This is a genomic window from Pseudomonas sp. MDT1-17 (assembly GCF_054898105.1).
The window spans coordinates 125,710-145,268 of record NZ_JBUBVM010000001.1 but is presented as its reverse complement, the minus strand read 5'-3'; the positions used below and the strand labels follow the sequence as shown (position 1 = coordinate 145,268).

Annotated in this window: 15 protein-coding genes and 2 pseudogenes; 8 read left to right on the top strand and 9 right to left on the bottom strand. The window is 55.2% G+C overall.

What is annotated here, in order from left to right; translation table 11 throughout:
* Positions 1-24: 24 nt before the first annotated feature.
* Both ACYZTX_RS00560 and ACYZTX_RS00555 read left to right on the top strand, forming a co-directional pair.
* A pseudogene (locus ACYZTX_RS00560) lies at positions 25-471 on the top strand (transposase); the annotation flags it as partial.
* 10 nt (positions 472-481) lie between these two features.
* A pseudogene (locus ACYZTX_RS00555) lies at positions 482-1,410 on the top strand (transposase); the annotation flags it as partial.
* A gap of 122 nt (positions 1,411-1,532) precedes the next feature.
* On the opposite strand, the gene ACYZTX_RS00550 reads toward ACYZTX_RS00555, so the two are convergent.
* The 8 genes from ACYZTX_RS00550 to ACYZTX_RS00515 all read right to left on the bottom strand — a co-directional run bounded on the left by ACYZTX_RS00550 (position 1,533) and on the right by ACYZTX_RS00515 (position 5,738).
* Complete coding sequence (locus ACYZTX_RS00550; RefSeq protein WP_462032522.1) at positions 1,533-1,799, bottom strand: hypothetical protein; 267 nt, start codon at positions 1,797-1,799, stop codon at positions 1,533-1,535.
* Positions 1,800-2,111: 312 nt separating this feature from the next.
* Positions 2,112-2,666, bottom strand: coding sequence for a hypothetical protein (locus ACYZTX_RS00545; protein WP_462032521.1), 555 nt, complete (start codon positions 2,664-2,666; stop codon positions 2,112-2,114).
* Positions 2,667-2,771: 105 nt separating this feature from the next.
* Entirely contained in the window at positions 2,772-2,939 is a 168-nt protein-coding gene (locus ACYZTX_RS00540; RefSeq protein ID WP_462032520.1) for a hypothetical protein, read from the bottom strand.
* Between the two features lie 148 nt (positions 2,940-3,087).
* Positions 3,088-3,339: a hypothetical protein gene (locus ACYZTX_RS00535; protein ID WP_462032519.1), complete on the bottom strand. Its 252-nt coding sequence runs from the start codon at positions 3,337-3,339 to the stop codon at positions 3,088-3,090.
* Between the two features lie 250 nt (positions 3,340-3,589).
* Positions 3,590-4,033, bottom strand: coding sequence for a hypothetical protein (locus tag ACYZTX_RS00530; protein WP_462032518.1), 444 nt, complete (start codon positions 4,031-4,033; stop codon positions 3,590-3,592).
* A 208-nt stretch (positions 4,034-4,241) separates the two neighbouring features.
* The gene (locus tag ACYZTX_RS00525; RefSeq protein WP_462032517.1) at positions 4,242-4,766 is read right to left on the bottom strand and encodes a hypothetical protein; all 525 of its coding nucleotides are present in this window, start codon (positions 4,764-4,766) and stop codon (positions 4,242-4,244) included.
* A 171-nt stretch (positions 4,767-4,937) separates the two neighbouring features.
* A complete protein-coding gene (locus ACYZTX_RS00520) occupies positions 4,938-5,297 on the bottom strand; it encodes a hypothetical protein (protein WP_462032516.1) in 360 nt (119 codons plus the stop codon).
* A gap of 315 nt (positions 5,298-5,612) precedes the next feature.
* Entirely contained in the window at positions 5,613-5,738 is a 126-nt protein-coding gene (locus ACYZTX_RS00515) for a hypothetical protein (protein ID WP_462032515.1), read from the bottom strand.
* Between the two features lie 563 nt (positions 5,739-6,301).
* On the opposite strand from ACYZTX_RS00515, the gene ACYZTX_RS00510 reads away from it, so the two are divergent.
* The 3 genes from ACYZTX_RS00510 to ACYZTX_RS00500 all read left to right on the top strand — a co-directional run bounded on the left by ACYZTX_RS00510 (position 6,302) and on the right by ACYZTX_RS00500 (position 9,893).
* The gene (locus ACYZTX_RS00510) at positions 6,302-6,493 is read left to right on the top strand and encodes a hypothetical protein (protein WP_462032514.1); all 192 of its coding nucleotides are present in this window, start codon (positions 6,302-6,304) and stop codon (positions 6,491-6,493) included.
* Positions 6,494-7,144: 651 nt separating this feature from the next.
* Positions 7,145-8,434 carry an OmpP1/FadL family transporter gene (locus ACYZTX_RS00505; protein ID WP_462032513.1) on the top strand — a complete coding sequence of 430 codons (1,290 nt, stop codon included), beginning with the start codon at positions 7,145-7,147 and terminating at the stop codon, positions 8,432-8,434.
* A gap of 775 nt (positions 8,435-9,209) precedes the next feature.
* Positions 9,210-9,893 (top strand): response regulator, encoded by a 684-nt coding sequence (locus ACYZTX_RS00500; RefSeq protein ID WP_462032512.1) that lies wholly within the window; start codon positions 9,210-9,212, stop codon positions 9,891-9,893.
* 226 nt (positions 9,894-10,119) lie between these two features.
* Here ACYZTX_RS00500 and ACYZTX_RS00495 read toward each other — a convergent pair whose 3' ends face one another.
* Positions 10,120-12,366 carry a response regulator gene (locus ACYZTX_RS00495; protein ID WP_462032511.1) on the bottom strand — a complete coding sequence of 749 codons (2,247 nt, stop codon included), beginning with the start codon at positions 12,364-12,366 and terminating at the stop codon, positions 10,120-10,122.
* Positions 12,367-12,894: 528 nt separating this feature from the next.
* Between ACYZTX_RS00495 and ACYZTX_RS00490 the strand changes: the two genes are divergently transcribed.
* The 3 genes from ACYZTX_RS00490 (at position 12,895) to tnpB (ending at position 19,540) form a co-directional block, all read left to right on the top strand.
* Positions 12,895-17,034, top strand: coding sequence for a CheR family methyltransferase (locus tag ACYZTX_RS00490; protein ID WP_462032510.1), 4,140 nt, complete (start codon positions 12,895-12,897; stop codon positions 17,032-17,034).
* A 704-nt stretch (positions 17,035-17,738) separates the two neighbouring features.
* A complete protein-coding gene (locus tag ACYZTX_RS00485) occupies positions 17,739-18,620 on the top strand; it encodes a winged helix-turn-helix domain-containing protein (RefSeq protein WP_462032509.1) in 882 nt (293 codons plus the stop codon).
* 746 nt (positions 18,621-19,366) lie between these two features.
* A complete protein-coding gene (gene tnpB / locus ACYZTX_RS00480; RefSeq protein WP_462032508.1) occupies positions 19,367-19,540 on the top strand; it encodes an IS66 family insertion sequence element accessory protein TnpB in 174 nt (57 codons plus the stop codon).
* Positions 19,541-19,559: the final 19 nt, after the last annotated feature.

Genomic DNA, 19,559 nt, shown 5'->3' with positions numbered 1-19,559 from the left:
AACGGTTGAGCTAAGATGAAATAGATGTCCTTCGCCAATGCCGAGTATGCTGGCAAGCGTAAGCAGACCCGCCGCGAGCGCTTCTTGATCGAGATGGATCAGGTGGTGCCCTGGAAGGGGCTGATTGCTTTGATCGAGCCGTATTACCCAAAGGGTGAAGGTGATCGTCCGGCCTATCCATTGATGGCGATGTTGCGGGTTCACCTGATGCAAAACTGGTTCGGTAACAGCGATCCGGCGATGGAGGAAGCGCTCTACGAAACGACGATCCTACGCCAGTTTTCCGGGCTGCATCTGGATCGGATTCCCGATGAGCCCACGATTCTCAACTTCCGGCGTCTGCTGGAAAATCACGAGTTTGCGGTCGGGATTTTGCAGATCATCAACGGCTATCTGGGCGACCGTGACCTGCTGTTGCGTCAAGGCACAGTGGTCGATGCGACGATCACTCATGCGCCGAGTTCGACGAAAGAGACTGGTCGTGCCGTACTATTCACCTGAACGCAAAGCCGCATTATTTAAGATGCTGCTTCCCCCGCTGAGCCTGACAATGGCCGAGGTTTCCCGGCGTGAAGGGGTTAGCGAAATGTCTTTGTCCAACTGGCGCAAGAAGGCCAGTTCTGAAGGAAGCGCCGTGCCTGAAGACAAGCCACTCCCCGAGAACTGGTCTGCTGAAGCCCGGTTCGCTGTCGTCCTTGAAACCGCCGGTCTGTCGCAGCTCGAACTGGGTGAGTACTGCCGACGAAAAGGTCTGTACCCCGAACACGTCAGCGCCTGGCGCCAAGCCTGTATCACGGGGCAGCAGAGTGTTCAGAACCAACAAAAGGTCGACCGCGAACAGTCTCGCAAGGACAAGAAACGTATTCAGCAACTTGAGCGCGAACTGCTGCGTAAAGACAAGACGCTGGCCGAGACCGCCGCGTTGTTGGTGCTGCGAAAAAAGCTCAACGATTACTGGGGGATCGACAACGAGGACACCTGACCTCTTTGCCGGAACGGCAGTTGTTGGTGGCTTGGTTGATCGAAGCCATCGTGGCCGGTGCTCGAAAAATCAGAGCGTGCCAAGAGTTGGGGCTGTCGCTCAGAACCTTGCAGCGATGGACGCAGAGTGAGGATGTTCAAGCCGATGCCCGCACAACCACCGTGCGGCCCACGCCGCGTAATGCGTTGAGCGAGATCGAGCGACAAGCGATCGTGACCCTGTGTAACAGCCCTGCGTATGCCCATTTGCCGCCGAGTCAGATCGTGCAGAGGCTGGCTGACGAGGGGCGTTATCTGGCGTCGGAAGCGACGTTTTATCGCATCCTGCGTGCAGCTGGCCAGCAACATCATCGGGGCCGTAGCCAGCGACCCAGACGGCATGCGGCACCGACGATGCATGTGGCCAAAGCACCCAATCAGGTGTGGTCGGGGCTTTGGTGAGCGCATTTCTGCCTTCGTGATCAAATCTGAGGCGATGCTATACAGGTCGATCTGATAGCAGCACTACTTGAGCGAATGGCAGTCTATTCGTGCAACATCCCAGCATTTAATCAGGCTGGCCGCAAGAATTGGCGGTTACACCAAGCACACAAAAAGGCTCGCTGAGCTCTATCGTCGGTCTCCTGAATGAGCAAACACAACTCAACGACAGAGCAATGCAGAAGTTCGAGTGCGTGCACGATACGAGTCTGTTCGTCCACGTTGGCAATGGCAGGCAGGCCCAGTTGCAGATTTTTATGCCCGCGTCGAGTGATGCCGTTAAGCGTTGCGCAAACATGCAAAATGTCCTCCAGCGGAAAGGTTTTTTGCGTATCCATGTGCATCCTCATCCTGAATCTCGTTAGCGTTTCGTCCTTGAAATCGGATTCTAGACAGCGTAGCTGTGATTTTAGAAACCAAGCAGCAACCGTGCCTTGGTGTTGTATCGAAAGTTGAGCGACGCGTGTTTTGTGATGCATAGGGCCCTTGATCACCATTAGGCGACTGGCCCCGTTCAGGCGTCGGGGAGCGCCCGCCCGGCCTCAACTGCATTGCGCCACCGAGCTCCTGCAGGTGATACCTGACGTGGTGATCGATGACGCATGGACAGTCGCTCAACACTTGTGCCTTGGCGACAACCCCTCAGCCAGTTAGCCTCGAGCGCGCACGAACGTTTTCGAGATGACTCTGGGTTTGCCGGTGAGGCCTCTCAGTTGCGCTCCCTGAATCCTTAACAGGGTAAGAGGTAAATTGATGAAGTCGCCTGAGTCAGGTTCCACCAGGCGAGCCGACACCTCAATCAGCGTTTCTTGCTCCGTCAGGGATTTTATGACGAAGTGCGCATAGGTTGGGAACTGAGTGGATTCGCTGTAATGCCGGCCGTTCCAGTCGGCGAGGGCGGTGAACCTTTTATCCTGATCTTTGTAATCATCTACCGAATAGCCCGCTTTCGTGTGCACGCGATCCCAGATGAATGAGAAGGTGTTTTGCGGATCCAGGTGGGAGTACAGAATGACTGAGATGGCCTCATCTCCCACCGACGCCGTACGCACCAAAGTGACCTGATCGGCCCTGATCCGAATATCTCGAACCTCCATGCCAGTGTCCACTTGGACTTGAGGCTGAACGTGAGGGGTATTACTCGTACAGCTTGTCAGTAGCACGGCGAGCATGCTGACGGGGATGAATGGGATAAGGATGTACATGATCTGCTCCTGGCGCTCAGCCCGTCCGATCACCTAAAGCTGTGTTTCTATCTGGTGTGTGGGTCTGTCGAAAGGCAACAGCTTAATGTCAAAAGCGCCGCAAGTTTAGAGAGAAACATTAACCACCCGCAACAGTGTTGCCCACGGCATGGATTGACGATCAGCCAGCCTCTGGGGCCGATCGCCGAAGTCGGTGATCGACAGCGTGCGAAGACGTGCCGGGCGCCAGGCTTTTTCCAGGTTGACCGAGATGAGATCGGCAGCGATGAGCACAAGGGTGCAGCTCGTCTCTTAAGCATTGAGACGCAGCCGCCCCATCGCGCGTCGTCGCTGCTGTCGGGGGCCTGGGTCGACCCGGCGCCGTTTTGCCCGTGCAATACCTGAGCGGGTGGCGTTCGGCGTCGGCAGCTAGAGCCACAGGTCATACCAGGTAGAGAAACGGTCGCTGAGGCTGATGGATGGCTTCATCGTTGGATTTCAGAATCAGTGAGCTCAACTCAAAGACAGAGCGATTGAGCAGTTCGAGTGCAAGCACAATACGCGCTCTTTCATCCGGGCTCAAAATAGCGGCCTGACCCCGCTCCAGATGCTCATGTCCTCGGTGAGTGATGCCGTCAAGCATGGTGCAAACCCTCAAGATGTCCTCGAACGAAAATGGCGATGGTGTATCCATGTGCAGATCCTAATCCTGGGTTGTTGACGTGTTCATCCTTGAAAACGGTGCCCGAAGGGCTGAATCAGTGGGTTAACGCTGGGGAGCTAAAGCGCGTCTGTTATGTCGCCATCGAGCCGGCGCCCTGCTACGGGATTTTGGCCGTTCTAATACGCTGCGCTTTATCCCCGTGGTGGATCAGTGAGTGGCCAGCAGTTGCTTGAGGTCCGTTCCCGTCACGGTGACCATGGAAGGGGGCAATCGGACAAAGCTACCCGTTGCCGTGTTCACCAGCAGTCCGGAGAAGCTGAGAATGGCGCGGGGTCAGGGAATGGATGGTCAGCGTGACCGTTGTGGAGACGTCCGTGGATTGGGTGAACAGATTACCGTTGCGACGGGCCATCAGCTCAATTTCCGGATGGCGGTAGCTCAGGCTTGGCACGCTATAGCCGCCTTGGATGTGCAATCGCAGCAACGTGCTATCAAACATGTTTCGATGGCTTGAGCCGACCAGGATCGAGATCGTGGGCTGACCTGCGGTGTTCACCCCGGTAACCACCCGCTTCACGCTGATGGGGTGGGCTTGCGATTCATTCAGCCCAGTGCTGTCCAGGGGGTGATCAACTCTCTGGTTGAGCGGGCTGTCGATATCGGTGCAGGCCGCCAGCAGGCAAATATGGCCCAAGATAATGGGGTCTTTTAGAAAACGTTCCATGTTGCATTCTCTGTTTTATTCTATGGCGCCCCCATCCTGAGAGGCGAGGCGGGCAGTTTTGCCAAAACGAAGGCGCCGTTCAATAGTGGCACCCTGCCAAATTTTCTGGCGCGTTAAAAACACTGCAAATGCACGAAAAAACCTATCTGACGGGGCAGGGCAAGAGTAGCGCGTGGCTGAGATCGGCTGCGCTGGCGGGGCTGCAATGTCAGATTTTCTCGGTCATCACCGCCAGGTCATCACCTCGAATGTTCAGGATGAGGGGCGGTAAGTAAATGAAATCGCCCGTCTGCGGATGCACCAGGCGAGCCGAAACCTCGACCACCGCTTCCTGTGCAGTCAGCGAGGTGATGGTGAGGTGTGCATGAGTCGAAAACCGCCTTGACTCCGAGTAGAAGCGCCCGTTCCAGTTGGCATCGATGGCTTTGCTTTTGCGATCACCCTCGAAAACATCCTGGGTCGAGTAGCCCTCTTTTACGTCGGCGCGGTCGAGGGTAAACGAGAAATAGTTTTGTGGCGTTTCATCGGCGTACAAAAACATCGAGACGGAATAGACATTGACCGAGCCCACGTTGACCTTTGTCACCTGCTGGGCCTGCACACGGAGGTGTTCTGGCCCCAGCAGGTCGACCGTTTGAAGTTGACTGTGGGCGTTGTTGAGACCGTTTGCACTGCACGCTCCCAGTAGCAGCGCGAGCGTCGTGAGGATAAGGGATTTTGAAAGCGCTTCCATGGACGGGATTCTCCTTGACTGTTGAGCCCACACTCAGGGGATTTTAGTGATCGATGTACCATCGGCGTTTTATTTATTCGGGAGATTCGTCACAAGATATTCCAGTGCCGCTCACTGGCATGAGGGCGTTCCCATGGCCCAGGCGGTCGGGCTAGCCCTACTGCCAGTCAGTTAAGCCTTCCAGCCCTCTTTTTGGGATATTTGACTGGTCTGGCTTGACCACTCATGGGTAACTTCGCTGTCGTCCGCTGGCAGCATGAAGTGCTGAGCCTGAATTCTTAGTACTGCCAAACGTTTAGGGTTCGTGCCGGGCGTTTCCAGCGGGCAGAAGCGCAGCGCATTGCTCACAGCTTGAGCCAACCAGAGAAAACTCAGGCGTTGTGGCACCACCTTCATATCTTCAGCTCTCAAGCGCATTTCCTGACGGTTCAGGTGGTAGGCCAGCAGAGTTTCTGGACGCCCCAGATCAGGTTGTTTATTGCGTAATTGCTCTCCTTGGAGCAGGTTTTTCTTGATCTCGGGGTAACCCAATTCGATTTCCCAGCGTTCGTTGTAGTGCCCTGCCCTCTGATTGGCAGGTAACGTTCGGCATCGATCAACGAGGTGAGATAGCGGCGGGTTTTGTCGTCTATCGCGTACTCAAGCAGTCGTGCCTGGCAATGGTTAGGGAGGTCAGGACATTGTTTGAGTGCATCTCTGCAAACAGTCAGTCGCACAAGCCATTCACCGGTGCCCAACACTTCTATCACCTCGCACTTAAGCGGTTTGCATGCCCGCATGAGGCAGTGCCGTTCGGCTTCACGGTGCTGCCAGTCGAGCAAGAGGGCAGCCGAGTAATAGGCGCGGTCAAAAATCGTCACCCAGTGATCGCTTACCGCTTTCTCCACCTTTGGCATGGCGAAGTTCGCCAACAGCAAAACTGGCAAAACTGGCAAAACAGGTGGCCCGTATCAAGTGACTATAGGTATCCATCAGCTCATCCCTCGCCGCGCAATGTGTTGAGTTGCATTGTTATAAAACCTCTTTATGCGCAATGCACGTGAGGCGAAAGACGCAGAGGCCAAGAATAATCCACGGCAAAAAATGACGGCGATATGGCGGTTGAAATCTGGTGAACTCAAGACTATTGCGTCGCTTGAAGGACACTGCGCGCGAAAAATCCGCGCCACGCTCGTTCACAGGAATTCAATTATATGGCTGTAAATCGTAATGACATTGCCGCTGATCACCGCCGCGGCCCGCACGCTGCGCCATTCAAAAAGTTACCTTCTGATGGTTCATCGTCAGGCTCCGTCACGCGTGCACGGTTCTTGTACGGGCGTATCCCTTTGGCGTGTTTATTTGCCTTTTTCGGGCAAGGGGCCTTGAGCGCTAGCGCTTTTGCGTACACCCTGCCTGTTGTCGAGCTGAAGGGTCGCAATCGAGTACCTGAACAAGATACACGCCGGGCGCCATTGGTACTGCGTGCGCTTGGAATGGCGTTACCGCATCGCAAATGAGCGGTGCAGGTGGTGACGGTAACAGCGGTGCCCCTGATGCTCGAGGCCCAACTCTTGCGGCCCTACCTCGCCGCGGTTCTCACCACCCGCGAGGCGCGGCTCGCGCTCGTCAATGCGATAAAAGGGCGGCCGTTTCGGCGCGCCTACCAGGCCGCCATACGGGCGCACACCGAGGCCTGTATCCTGCTCGCCCGGCACGTAGACAGGCTCGTCGGAGGGATCTGCTGATCCTTGCCCGCCCAGCTTCAGTCAGTCTCAGGGTGCAGGGTCGGACAGGCATGAAGCGTGATGTCCGAGCCAGGGGTGGCTGGAGGTGGTTAGCGGTGACGGCGGATGCAGGCCCCGTACGGTGTGACGTAAGTCTTGGGCATGCCGCGGCATTTGGTAGCCACTCGAAAAAAACATCGATAAACAGCTCGACGAGTGTGAAGGCCTTGACGAATTGGCGGGGCGAAACGCTTTGTCTAGGTCTCTGCAGCACCTGAAGCCGGTCAAGGCAAATGACTTATCGGTTAGCCCGCGGTGGGGTCAATGACCAGTCGGTGCCGGGCACTTGGCGTCTGGGTGATTTGAATTCCATCACTCTGCTGGAGTCTATGCGCCTTTTGTCTAAATGCACGGCTCGAAAAGGGCAGGGTCGACAGTGGGCTTTCTCGTGCAAGACCGGAGGGTGGTTTAGTGTTGTTTGACGAGGCTGTCAAGCGCCGTCGTGGCGTTACAAATATCCTGTAACGGAGATTGTTATAGCCGCCTGATGATTATGTTTATTTGTATATCAGGATGCAGTTTTCACCTTTATTCATACGGTCAAAACCCAAGTTTTTGTTAGGTTCCCCCTCTGGAGCAGTATCTTGAACTTCACTACAGATGGGGATGTTAATGCGCACGGGAAAAACAATAATCAAGGCAACGCTGGCGCTGGCTGTTGCCACGGCTTCCGCTCAACTGTTTGCCAGCGGTTTCGCCCTTAACGAACAAAGCATCAGCGGGATGGGGGTCGGCTTTGCAGGGCGCTCGTCCTCCGCCGAGGACGCCAGTACAGTGTATGGTAACCCGGCCGGGATGGCGCGCCTGGACGGCCAGCAAATCACCGGCGGGGTTGCGCTTCTGGATGCCTCGACCCACATCAGCCAAGTCAGTGGCCGCTCCAGCGGCACCAACAGGGGCGACATGGTGCCCCTGACGGCGATACCGTTTGGTTTTTACACCAACAAGCTCGACGAACAGTGGGCGGTCGGTTTTGGCGTCTATGCCCCCTTCGGCCTAGTGGCTGATTATGAAAAGGGCTTCCAGGGTAAAGCCTTTGGCAGCAAGAGTGCCGTGAAGGTCGTCACCTTCCAGCCGACCGTCAGTTACGCCTTCAACGATAAGGTGTCCATCGGTTTTGGTCCGACCATCAACCGCATTACGGGCACCTTGGAGTCGGATATCAACCTGCCCATCGCCGGCACCGGTTCCAACCACATCAAGATCGAGGGCAGTGATACGGCGCTCGGTTTCAACGCCGGTCTGCTGGTTCAGGCGACCGACACCACGCGAGTGGGCCTGACCTATCATTCGTCCGTGAAGTACAAGCTCGATGGCCATACCGAAGTCAGCAAAGGCACCAACGTACCGGCTGCAGTGCTCAACAGTGGTCGCTATGACGCCTCGCTGAAAATCGACACGCCTGAGTCTTGGGACCTGTCGGTGACGCAAGACCTCAATGATGCCTGGAAGCTCTACGCAGGAGCGACCTGGACGCGCTGGAGCCGTCTGAAGGACATCACGGTCAATAACGCAGGGGTTGCGGCCTCGGGCGGCGCATTCGCTCCGCAGCTGTTGGGGACCATCCAGGAAGAACAGAACTGGCACGACACCTGGGCCTACGCGGTGGGGACTTCTTATCGGGTCAACAAGCAATGGGTGCTGCGCGCCGGCGTGACCCTCGACCAGGCGCCCACCAACAACACCGACCGTTCGCCGCGGATGCCAACCGGTGATCGGACCATTTTCAGTCTCGGTGCCAGCTACGACGTGCTGGCGAACATGACCGTCGACGCGGCTTACGCCTATCTCAAGGAAGAGTCCGTCAAAGTCGATCGCAGCAATGCCTTGGGCCAGTCCTACAACGCTAAGTTCGCCAACCATGCCAACGGTTTCGGCTTGGGGGTTACGTACCGTTTCTGATCACGATGGCATAGCTATTGAAGGCTTCCCCATTGGTGCCGTATTGCTTAACAGCCGACAGCAGTGGGGGGCGCAGTTATCCTGCACCTGAGCTACAGCGGCCTGCGCCCAGTCTCGTACTTGACGCCTTCGAAGCTCTTCGCGGTCACAGCTGTTCGTCAGACCGGTTTGCACCGGCTGTCGCGGATAATTTCAGCGCCATGGAAGACGTTCGTGTTGCAGTGGTTTGCGGTGATGTAAGCACGACAAATGGTGGTAGCACGATGTCGAGGGGGCAACCTTACAGGCTGCCAAAGGCCGCGGTGTCGGCTTGGCCTTCATCGCTCCACTCCTGGCATGCGAACCCAGAGATGTGGATAAGACGCAGCAGTGCCCACAGTCCTTCCAATTAGGCGTTCATCGATTCCGTTGTATACACAGACTCATCGTTAGGTTCTAGAAACTTGCTCGCAATTTTTCAGGCTCCTAATTTACCCCGGGGCATGGCAAACTCGCTCAAAGCCAGAGTCGTTTCACGGGTGAGTGAGATTGCCAAAATTTTCAGATAACTCCTAAGGCGATATGTGGTTTTTATCTTGCCTTCAGACCCCGGTAACGGTCACAGATGGGGGGCGCCATAAATCCACGCTCTTGGTTTTCAAAGAAAAATCCATAATCTTCCTGATGAAGGGCTAATGACTCACCAGTGTACGGTGCGGCCCAGCCAAGGGCCTATCACTGATTCATTCATGCTATTTCGGGTCGTATTCGCGACAGTCATATCTGTGAGGACGTAATGCAAGGACGAAAACCGATCAGGATTATGCTACTGGACGATCATCCAATTATCCTGCTTGGCCTGGAAGTGTGCTTGAGTCGTGAGCCTGACTTTGACGTGATAGGGCGTTTTGGTAAGAGCAGTTTATTGATAACGGCCTTGCATGATCAGGAGGTCGACATTGTGTTGTTGGATTTTTCCCTGGCGCCCGATGACGTCGATGGCCTAAGCCTGCTGCGGGGGTTAAAAGTTCGATTTCCCCATGTGCGTTTGTTGGTGGTATCGGCGGTGCATGATTTTGCCTCTGTTACGATGATCCTGCGGTGCGGTGCGGACGGTTTTATTGGCAAAGAGGTTGAGCCGCAGCAGTTGATCACTGCTGTGCGGCGAGTGGTGGCGGGTAAGAAGTATCTATCCAAGGGCATGAGTAATTTGCTTTACACCCAAGCCGTTTCTTCTCACGAACAACACGACGATGTGGAATATGAGGGGTTGGGGTTTTCCCAAGTGAGTTCGAATTTGACGTGTCGAGAGCTTGAAGTATTACGCTGCTACCTCGAGGGTATGTCCGTCACCGAAATCGCGGATAAATTTTCGAGAAGTATCAAGACCATCAGTGCTCAGAAACAAGCGGCGCTGAAAAAGTTAGGACTGCGCAACGCCAATGAGTTATTTAAAATGCGATATTATTTAGAGCGCTGATACGCGCCTTCCAGGGGGGGGCGGCTCGCAAAATAAGCAACCCACTGACCAGTCGATTGGGCCGCCAAGCAGCATTTACGACGAGACTTACATCGGGATGCAACGTTGCCAAGTTAAGCAATTGCCGGTACTGATCTCGTCCGCCTTTACGTCAGGTTTTTTTTGATCACCCTTGGGTGCATAGATTGCCATAAAAATGACAGGGTGATCGCGTTCCCTGCCGTGTTTAATGCAGTTGAGTTCGCCTTAAAGTTTCGATCGTATCTATTAACGCGTCAAAATGGGAAAAGGGTTTATGGATGTGTCGATCGAAGCCCGAGAGAAGGGAATTTTCGACGTCGGTCTCCGCGCCGTAACTGCTCAAGGCGATGGCCGGGATTCGTTGAGCATGAGGCAGCCCACGTAAGGCACGCATTAAATCAAAACCACTCATGTGGGGCATTTTTAAATCACAGATAATCACGTCGAAACTGCAGCGTTGAGCCGCTTTAAGTGCTACCAAGGGCTCAGTGTAAGCGATGACTTGAGCATCTTCGGCTTCCAGTAATAGTTTAAGCGCCTCCAACACCTCAGGCGAGTCCTCTACCAGAAATATGGATATGCCTGCGAGCCGCCCGACATGTTCGGTTGAACGTGTGTGTGTCCCACAGGGCTCCTGGGCTTCAGCCAACGGTAGGCGCACGCTGAAGACAGCTGAACCCTTGGCCGTCCCCTTGAGGCTGCCACCAGGGATTAGGAGCCAATCCCGAGTGCGCGACAGGATCACCGGTCCTGCACCCTGAATAGTCCCAGGGCCGGGGTCGAGTGTTCCCTGCGCGGTATCGGCGCTCATCACGAGGGCATTTTCCTGGACGTTGAGTTCAACCATTGCCGCGTCGTAATTGACGATCAAGCGTAGTTTTCCGCTTGGTATCACCCTGAGGGCGCTGTCTATCATGCTGAGGATGATCCACTCCACGTCATCCGGGTCGCCGTCAATCATCATCGGTTGTTGACCAGGGTCGGGGAGTTGCAGGCTGAGGTGAATCTCGCAACATCGGGCGGCCATCCGCTGTTGGAGGTCGGCCAGCATGCGGGCAAGGTCAATGCCATGACGTGTCAAGTTCTGCTCACTCAGACGACCGTTTTCGCCCTGGTTCGAGTTATTGCACCGCGGCTCATCAGGTCGCTGTCGGGCGCAGGCTTCGCCGCGAGTGATTGAGTGCAGGGGCGGGTTCTCTTCGTAACGTTGAAGTGGGTGTGCACGCAGTCGGGGCATTTCAACGAAAGTCAGAACAGCGCCCCCTCCCTGATGTTCGTTGGGATGCAAAGGCGTGAAGCGTGCAATGTAATGTTGACCGTGGGTATTGCTCACCTCGCACGCGAATCCTTTCAGGGATTCAATCGCCCGTGCGGTATCTTGCGCCAGATTGTCGTAGTTCAGGCAATGGGTGATGTCCAGAATCGAGCGTCCGACATCCTCCGGCAAAATGTTGAAAATGTCTTGGGTGCGCGGCGTGAACCATTGAATATGCCGGTGGCAATCAAGGAATACCGTGGCGATGTCGACTGCAGCCGTCGAACGTGCCAAATGCGCGTTGATTTTTTCACCAGCCTCCACTTTCCTTGCCAGTGCCTCGTTGGCCTGCAGCAGAGCGGAGTTGATTGAGGTCAGCTCGATTGTTTCGAGCGCAGACACTTCATTGGTTAATCGAAGTTCGGCGTTAATTTCCTGTAATTGCTGGTTGTCTGACAGCATCTTTTTCTGGGCGAGTTCAAATTGCTCGATCGCCGTTTGCAGGCAAAGCTTGGTTTGTTGCAGTTCTCGCTCAAGCAGGTTGAGTGTTTTGCCTTGCGCTTCCGGTAAGATCGGCTTGCTGTGGATTTCAGCGGGTACTACATCGACTTCTTCGAACATCACCAGGGTGTATGCTGATCCACTATGTTGGTACGGGTGGGCCGCCAGCTGAACCAAAGACTGCCGATTCTTGCGGATGAACCTCACCGGCCGGGCCTTGATCACCGCGCCGCTTTGTTGGGCGCGAAATAAGGCAATGCACATTTCCAGACGCATCTCGGGTTGAATGAGCTTGAGCACGCTGCATGATAGCTCGCCGCCAACATGGCGCAGAAAGCGTCCCGCATCTTCACTCAGGTGCAGGATGTTGTGAGCGGCGTCCACGATCAAGCTAGGCGCGGTAGCACTTTTGAGTGCGCGCTGATGAAGGTCGAAGCAGGAAAGTACGTGCTGTTCGGGATACTGCGCTGTCTCCCGGGAACCATCAATCGGGGGAGGGGGGGGGCGCGCGCCGCCCGGCGCATTGAACCGATGGAGGGCGGCGGCCGATTCTGCCTTGCCAAGGGGCTGCGGCTCGTTAGCTCGCTCCAACGCGTCGATATTCTTTATGCCCGGCGACGCTTCGCACTCCGGTGCCGGGGCGTCATAGGGGCGTTCATGGTCATTGATAGGCAAGCTCAGTTCCTTCTGGTTCATCACAAATTTAATCCATCAGCGTGTCACGTCAACGGGAAGCCTGATCAGTCCCTCTTGCTTGCCTCCCTGTCGGGCGAACGCCGCTGCGTGATAATGGTGGATAGCTGATCGGCTTTATCGCACACTGCCGGTTATGCCGTTGGCCAAGGGGCTGAGCGCTTTGCTCCGCATTCTCGTTTAAACTTGCACGGCCGCTCATGAGCGCGATTGACAAGAGCAGGTGCCCTGCGTCGCCCGAACCACGCGCGCAAACAGCATATAACACCCGACTCATGTTTAAGCGAGTCGAGTTGAATGGGCAAACGCTTTGCCAATTGCGGCGAATCGATGATGGGTTCATGGTCTGATCATAGCCGAGCTTCAGTGCCAAGCACTCGAGAATCCGAGCATTGTGGCGTACCGACAAAGAGCGCATGTCGTAGGCCCAGGCCTGACTGCGTAGCGCGGGGCGCGGCTGGAGGCTACGACCTAAACTCAAGGCCAGCTCTCAGGAGCGTCGCACGGGCCAATGGCTTATGAGAATCAGCAATGAAATCGACTCCGACACACGATTCTTCCCTTCCTCAGCGAGAAGGACTCACGCCCAGTCATCTTGCGTTCCCGGTGGTGGGAATTGGTGCCTCGGCGGGAGGGTTTGGCGCGCTCAAAACCTTTTTCGCGCAGATGCCCAGCGACAGTGGCATGGCCTTTGTTATTGTCCTGCATCTTTCGCCGAACCACGAAAGTGTGGCCGACCACATCCTCCAGGACGCCACCTCGATGCGGGTGCAGCAGGTAATCGACACCTGCGCCATAGAACCCAATAACGTATACGTCATTTCGCCTGCCAGTCAGTTGTCCATGAACGACGGCCATTTGCAAGTCTGCACGGGCAACCGGCCGCCGGGCCATCACATCGCGATCGACCTGTTTTTTCGCGATCTGGCTGATGTGCACAAGGAGTACGCCATTTGCATCGTGCTGTCAGGCACCGGCAGTGATGGCGCCGTGGGCCTGTCGCGGATCAAGGAGCAGGGCGGGGTCACGATCGTGCAGGCGCCTTCGGATGCCGAATTCGACGGCATGCCCCAAGCAGCTATCGAGACGGGTTTGGTGGATGTTGTACTGCCGGTCGCCGAGATTCCCCAGAAGCTGATGGAGTTGTGGCGCAATTCGCAGTCCATCCAGCTGCCGGCCCCTCACGATATGCAGCTACCGACCAATACGCCGGAGCGGGAGCGTGCAGCTACCGAACAGATCCTACAAGATATTCTGTTGCTGCTGCGCAACCGCACCGGACATGATTTCAAACATTACAAACGCGCCACGGTACTCAGGCGCATCGAGCGCCGTCTACAAGTAACGGCGCAGTCGGATCTGCCGGCCTACTTCACTTATCTCGAAAACCACCCGGAAGAGGCCAATGACCTGCTCAGCGATATGCTGATCGGCGTCACCAACTTTTTTCGCGACCGTGAGGCGTTCGAGGCATTGGAGCGCCATGTACTGTCAGCCTTGATGAGCAGCGGCCTTGAAAAGCCCAAGCCTGACGAAGTGCGCATCTGGTCTGCCGGCTGTTCCACGGGCGAAGAAGCGTACAGCCTGGCCATCCTTTGCACCGAGCATCAGAAGCTAGAAACCAACCCCGTCAAGCTGCAGGTATTTGCCACTGACATCGACGAGCGGGCCATCGCTTTTGGGCGCGTCGGGCAATACTCGGAGGCGATTCTCACCGATGTACCGCCGACTCGAGTGCGTCAGTACTTCGTTAAAAACGCTCAGCATTTCAAGGTGCGCAAGGAGATTCGCGAAAAGATTCTGTTTGCCAAGCATAGCCTGTTGTCAGATCCACCCTTTTCCCAGATCGACCTGATCGTCTGTCGCAACCTGTTGATCTATCTCGAGCGCGACATCCAGCGGGAAATCCTGCAGATGTTCCATTTTGCCCTGCGTCCCGGCGGTTACCTGTTCATGGGCTCCTCCGAGTCCGCCGATGCATGTCCTGATCTGTTTACCCCGGTGGACAAGCGCAACCGAATTTTTCGCGCCAAGGCCGGAGGCGTTGCTATCCGGCGCGCACCGACCATGCCTCGGGGCGGTGTCACCTCGTTTAATTTGGCGATTCCGCCACCGATGTTGCCCGTGCAGCGTAAGGTCGCGTATGCCGATATCCATCAGCGGGCGCTTGAGCATCGCTTGCCGCCGAGCCTGATTGTAGACGCCAATGCCAACATCCTGCACATGAGCGAAGGTGCAGGCCGCTTTCTGCGCTACGTGGCGGGCGAAATGAGCCGCAACTTGCTGGTATTGGTCATGCCACCACTGCGCTTGGAACTGCGCACGACGTTGTTTCAGGCGCAACAGAGTGGCAAGGTGATCATGTCCAGGAAGGTGCGGGTGCAGGATCCTTCGGGCGATTACCTGGTGGACATCATGGCCCAGCCGTACAAGGACCAGGCCACCGAGCAGGAGGTGTGCCTGCTCGTGTTCGAGGTGTCGCATTTCGACCCCAGCATCGCGCTTAACGAGTTGAACCAGCAGACTGAGAACCAGGTGCTCAATAGCCTGGAAAACGAATTGCAGCGCACCAAGATGGATTTGCAGGAAATCATCGAGCAGTCGGAAGCGTCCAGTGAGGAGCTCAAGGCTTCCAATGAGGAAATGCAGGCTGTCAACGAGGAACTGCGTTCGGCCACCGAAGAGCTGGAGACCAGCAAGGAGGAGCTGCAATCGATCAACGAAGAGTTGTTGACGGTCAACTACGAGCTCAAGACTAAGGTCGAGGAAACCGACAAGATCAATGACTACCTGGCCAATTTGATCGCCTCAACTGATATCGCCACGGTATTCGTCGACCGTAACATGCACATCCGCTGGTTCACCCCCCGGGCTACGGACATTTTCAGCATGCTACCGGTGGACACTGGTCGTTCGCTGTTGGACATCACCCACCGGTTGAACTACCCGCAACTGGCCGACGATGCCACCTTGGTGTTTGAATCTCTAAGCATGATGGAGCGCGAAGTCAGTAGCAGCGACCGTCGGTGGTACATCGCCCGGCTATTGCCTTACCGCTCCAGCGAGAATCACATCGATGGCACTGTACTGACCTTCATCGACATCACCAAACGCCGTGAAGCCGAGGATGACCTGCGGGCAGGCCAGGAGCGCATGCGCCTGGTGGCGGAAAGCACCCATGACTTCGCCATTATCATCCTCGACGTGCAAGGCCTGATCACTGACTGGAATACCGGTGCCGAGCTGATATTCGGCTACAGCAGCGCGGAAGTGATCGGCGCCTACTACGAGTTGATCTTTTCCCCCGAGGACCGCAGCGCAGGCATCCCGCAAAGCGAATTGCGCCAAGCCCGCGAGCACGGGCGTGGCGAAGATGAGCGCTGGCATGTGCGCAAGGATGGCAGTCGTTTCTTCGCCAGTGGTGAGGTCACCTTGCTGCGGGCAGAGGCGGTCATGGGCTATGTGAAGATCGCCCGCGACCTGACCGGCCACAAGCGTCTGCATGAAGAGCAGAGTAAACGGCTTGCGGAAAACCAGGTCACCAGCCACATGAAAGATGAGTTCTTTGCCGTCATGTCCCATGAACTCAAGCACCCGCTTAACCTGATCCAGCTCAACGCGGAAATTTTGCGCCGCCTGCCAGCCATTCGCAACATCGACAAGGCGAGCAAGGCGGTCAACACCATCAGTGAAGCGGTTGTCAGCCAGGCACGGATCATCGATGACTTGCTCGATGTGGCGCGCATCCGCACTGGCAAGCTGAAGCTCAAGACGTGTCTGCTGGACCTGGCGAGCATGCTGGGGGACATACACGCCTTGGCTGTCGAGGAGTATCCGAGTGCTGAATTAACTCTGCAGGTTCCCGCTTCGGACGCCGTACCCATGATCGTTGACGGCGACTCCACGCGCCTGGAACAGGTGATCTGGAATCTGTTACACAACGCGTTGAAGTTTAGCTCATCGAATGCCGAGATTAAAATCGTGCTTAGCCAAGTGGGAGAAAGTGCCCAATTGGACGTCATTGACCACGGCATCGGTTTGTCGGACAGCGATATCGAGCATGTGTTTGACCTGTTTAACCAGGCTGTGCCCAAGGTGCCGAGCCTACAGCGTGATGGCCTCGGCATTGGCCTGTCACTGGTGCGGCAGTTGGTCCAAGCCCACGGTGGCTTGGTCAAGGCCCGATCAGCGGGACTGGGGCTAGGCTGCACCTTCACGGTGCTCCTGCCGCTCTCCACTCAACCGCTGGAAATTGAAGGTGACGAGCCCAGAACTCAGCAAAAGGGGCGTCTCAAAGACCTGAAAGTCCTGCTGGTGGATGACTCCCCGGAGATCTTGGAGGCCATGGGGATGCTGCTTGAATTGGAAGAGGCGCAGGTCAAGTCGTTCAGCGATCCATTGCTGGCATTGGCCAGCGCTACCGAGGAACATTACGACGTCATCCTGTCGGACATTGGTATGCCCGAGATGGATGGCCATACGCTTATCCAGTCAGTTCGACAAACCCGGTTAAACAAGTTTACGCCGGCCATTGCGCTGACGGGCTACGGCTTCGAACATGATCAGCATAAAGCCAGGAGTTTCGATTTCGATCTTTACCTGTCCAAACCCGTGCAATATGAAGATCTGATAGAAGCCATCGACACCCTCTGCAGCAGCCTGTCGGAGTGAGCAGTTGCGGGTTGGCAAAGCTTCGGCCGTGCCTAACCCCGCTGACCGAAAAGCGCTAGAGCATTGGTGAGGGTGATCAGGTGTACTCACCTCCCAACCTTGCCATATCGCCGTCTGGCCGGCGGCTTGATGTCGTGCTCCGGAGCGGATCGGCTTGCCGGCAACCCCATTAAACGTTCATGGACTTAATGCTTATTCCCCAGGGCTGTGCGCCGGTCCCTGCCCTTATGCAATGCATGTCGACAACCGCGGGCAGGAATGCTTTTGGGTGGTACCTCCAATTGACCTAACCCCTGACGCTCAATCCTCTCCCCCGAATCCGTGAAAAAATTAAATATTGTGCGCAAGCGGCTGTTTAAACCGCACACTAAATAATCAAGGCATCCGGTTATGCCCAGCGAGCTCCAGTTCATCAAGCGGATCTGCTTTCGGCGTTGGGTTCAGGGCCTCTTGCGTCAATTTCAGATTTGTCTTAAGGAATCGCCCAAATCGCTGACTATAATAAAGATAAAAATAGCACGATCTTTAAGCCATGTGAGCTGGCAAGTTCTCCGCTATATCAACATTAACGTTTTTATTGCCCACCTACTGCCCAGGGAGTAGTTACATTGCTATGGTTGTGTCCGATTTCACAGGGGGATTATCGATTGCACGTTCCATTCCCGGTGATGTGCTGTCGCAGGTAAGTGGGGAGTACTGTAGTAATGACTACGATTGAAACTATCGAGCGGGGTGCCGCGCGCACAATAACAATAGACAAACGAACGTTTCGACTTCACGGCGTTGATCATGGCGCACAATTTTTTCCAAGTCAGCAGTTGTTAGTAATAAGTGATGGCCGTGCGGTGGTTCGCCACGAGCTCAACTTCAGTTCCTCTCGAATCCTAGAGGTGTTAATCGACCGATCAGACGACATGGTCACGCGAAAGGAGATTTTTGCTTTTGCCTGGCCGGGCAGAGTGGTCGGGCAGAATAGCCTTAATCAAGCGATTTCGCTCTTGCGGGAGGTATTAAGGGACGACGAGCAACGAATGATCATTCAAACGCTGCCTCGGCGCGGCTATCGTTTTAATGCTGTTTACCTTGACCGCGATGGCGCTGAATGGGAGGCTGACATTCGCTTGATGGGGCAAGAGGGTGTTGAGAAAAACGCGACCGCGCTTGACGATCAATTGCAACGAACCGAACTAAAGAAATCAGCTGAGGCGATGGTGCGTCGTTATAAACCCCCTCTGCTGATCACCATGGGGGTGGTGATGTTCATGGCTTTGGTTTTTCGCATTGATTGGGGGTTATGGGCTCAGCCAGGCCTGTTCAGCGTGGAAGAAACAGTGGGTAATTTAAAGGTACATTATGTGGCTGCAACTCCCCAGAAAGTGGTCACTCTGAAAGACGAAGTACTGTTCATACGTGAGCGTTTCGTAAAGTTTGCCCAACAACCGGAAACGGTCATTTTTAATAAGACGCACGGTTTTTTTGAAATGACCTGCATTGATCAGGGGGCGGCGGTGAGATTTTTAACTGTGCATAAATCGAAGTTGTCCCAAGTGTCCGATGTCGACCTTGCGAGGTGCATATATGATTAGGTCGGCACTATTGCATGGCGTTACCGAATGCATCGCATGGGCGCGTCTGGGAGCTGTTTCGATAACGCGAGCCTAATTCCGAATAGAACGACTTGAAACGGCCTTAAATACCGTCCAGTGAGCGAACCATCCTTCATCTAAATGGCTGCGGCCGCTTTATCTCATTTAGTTGCTGGAGGTGCAGGTGGCAGATTAACTGCTGGAGCTGTTTTCGTCATTGTTCATGGGTTACAAGTTAAATTTACATGTATGTATCGTAATTGTTTACGCGCTGGCATTGCTGGAGCGACAGGGTTCTAGCCGCGACATACAGGCTGTGTGCGGCGACTAAATATATAGTCATAAAGTTACCCTGCATGAAAATGGGGGAATTCGACAGGTTGGGCCGACGCTGCGAGTTGGTTTTTTCTATAGTTCTTTTTGAACGCTTAAGGAAGGTTTGAAGGGCCACCGATTTTTCATGCCCTCGCTACTTGAGGTTCAAAAAACCATGAGTCGGTCGAAAAACAGACCGTTCCGGTCCTTAACTTATGAATCTTTCCTCTAATAGCACTGTTTCAGGGGGATAGTCCGCATTGCAGGCGCACCTCGCCCATACCCATCAACCGTTTTCACATTATCCATAGATTCAACGTAAGCGCTCCATGAAGCCCACATTCCAAGCCGAAACCTGATGTCGATGCTGTGCTCCCGATTTCTTTCTGGAGCCAGTCCGTCATGATGCGTCCCGACGCCAAAGTCGAAAAGTGTACCTATACCCCAAGCCCGTGGACTTCCGAAAATCCATTGACGGCCTCGCGGCCCTGGTCGAGCTAGATATCAAGGTAGCGGTATTCGACCCCGTGCTTTTCGTCTTTCTGAATCGCCCCCGTAATCGGGTGAAAATCCTCTATTGGGGTGTGTCACGAACGCTGGCGTAAGCCAGCGATGCTCTATCAA

Coding starts and splice junctions, on each gene's coding strand:
- ACYZTX_RS00550 (WP_462032522.1), bottom strand. CDS start 1,799: ATGGATACGCAAAAAACCTTTCCGCTGGAGGACATTTTGCATGTTTGC.
- ACYZTX_RS00545 (WP_462032521.1), bottom strand. CDS start 2,666: ATGTACATCCTTATCCCATTCATCCCCGTCAGCATGCTCGCCGTGCTA.
- ACYZTX_RS00535 (WP_462032519.1), bottom strand. CDS start 3,339: ATGGATACACCATCGCCATTTTCGTTCGAGGACATCTTGAGGGTTTGC.
- ACYZTX_RS00530 (WP_462032518.1), bottom strand. CDS start 4,033: ATGGAACGTTTTCTAAAAGACCCCATTATCTTGGGCCATATTTGCCTG.
- ACYZTX_RS00525 (WP_462032517.1), bottom strand. CDS start 4,766: ATGGAAGCGCTTTCAAAATCCCTTATCCTCACGACGCTCGCGCTGCTA.
- ACYZTX_RS00515 (WP_462032515.1), bottom strand. CDS start 5,738: ATGGATACCTATAGTCACTTGATACGGGCCACCTGTTTTGCCAGTTTT.
- ACYZTX_RS00510 (WP_462032514.1), top strand. CDS start 6,302: ATGCTCGAGGCCCAACTCTTGCGGCCCTACCTCGCCGCGGTTCTCACC.
- ACYZTX_RS00505 (WP_462032513.1), top strand. CDS start 7,145: ATGCGCACGGGAAAAACAATAATCAAGGCAACGCTGGCGCTGGCTGTT.
- ACYZTX_RS00500 (WP_462032512.1), top strand. CDS start 9,210: ATGCAAGGACGAAAACCGATCAGGATTATGCTACTGGACGATCATCCA.
- ACYZTX_RS00495 (WP_462032511.1), bottom strand. CDS start 12,366: ATGAACCAGAAGGAACTGAGCTTGCCTATCAATGACCATGAACGCCCC.
- ACYZTX_RS00490 (WP_462032510.1), top strand. CDS start 12,895: ATGAAATCGACTCCGACACACGATTCTTCCCTTCCTCAGCGAGAAGGA.
- ACYZTX_RS00485 (WP_462032509.1), top strand. CDS start 17,739: ATGACTACGATTGAAACTATCGAGCGGGGTGCCGCGCGCACAATAACA.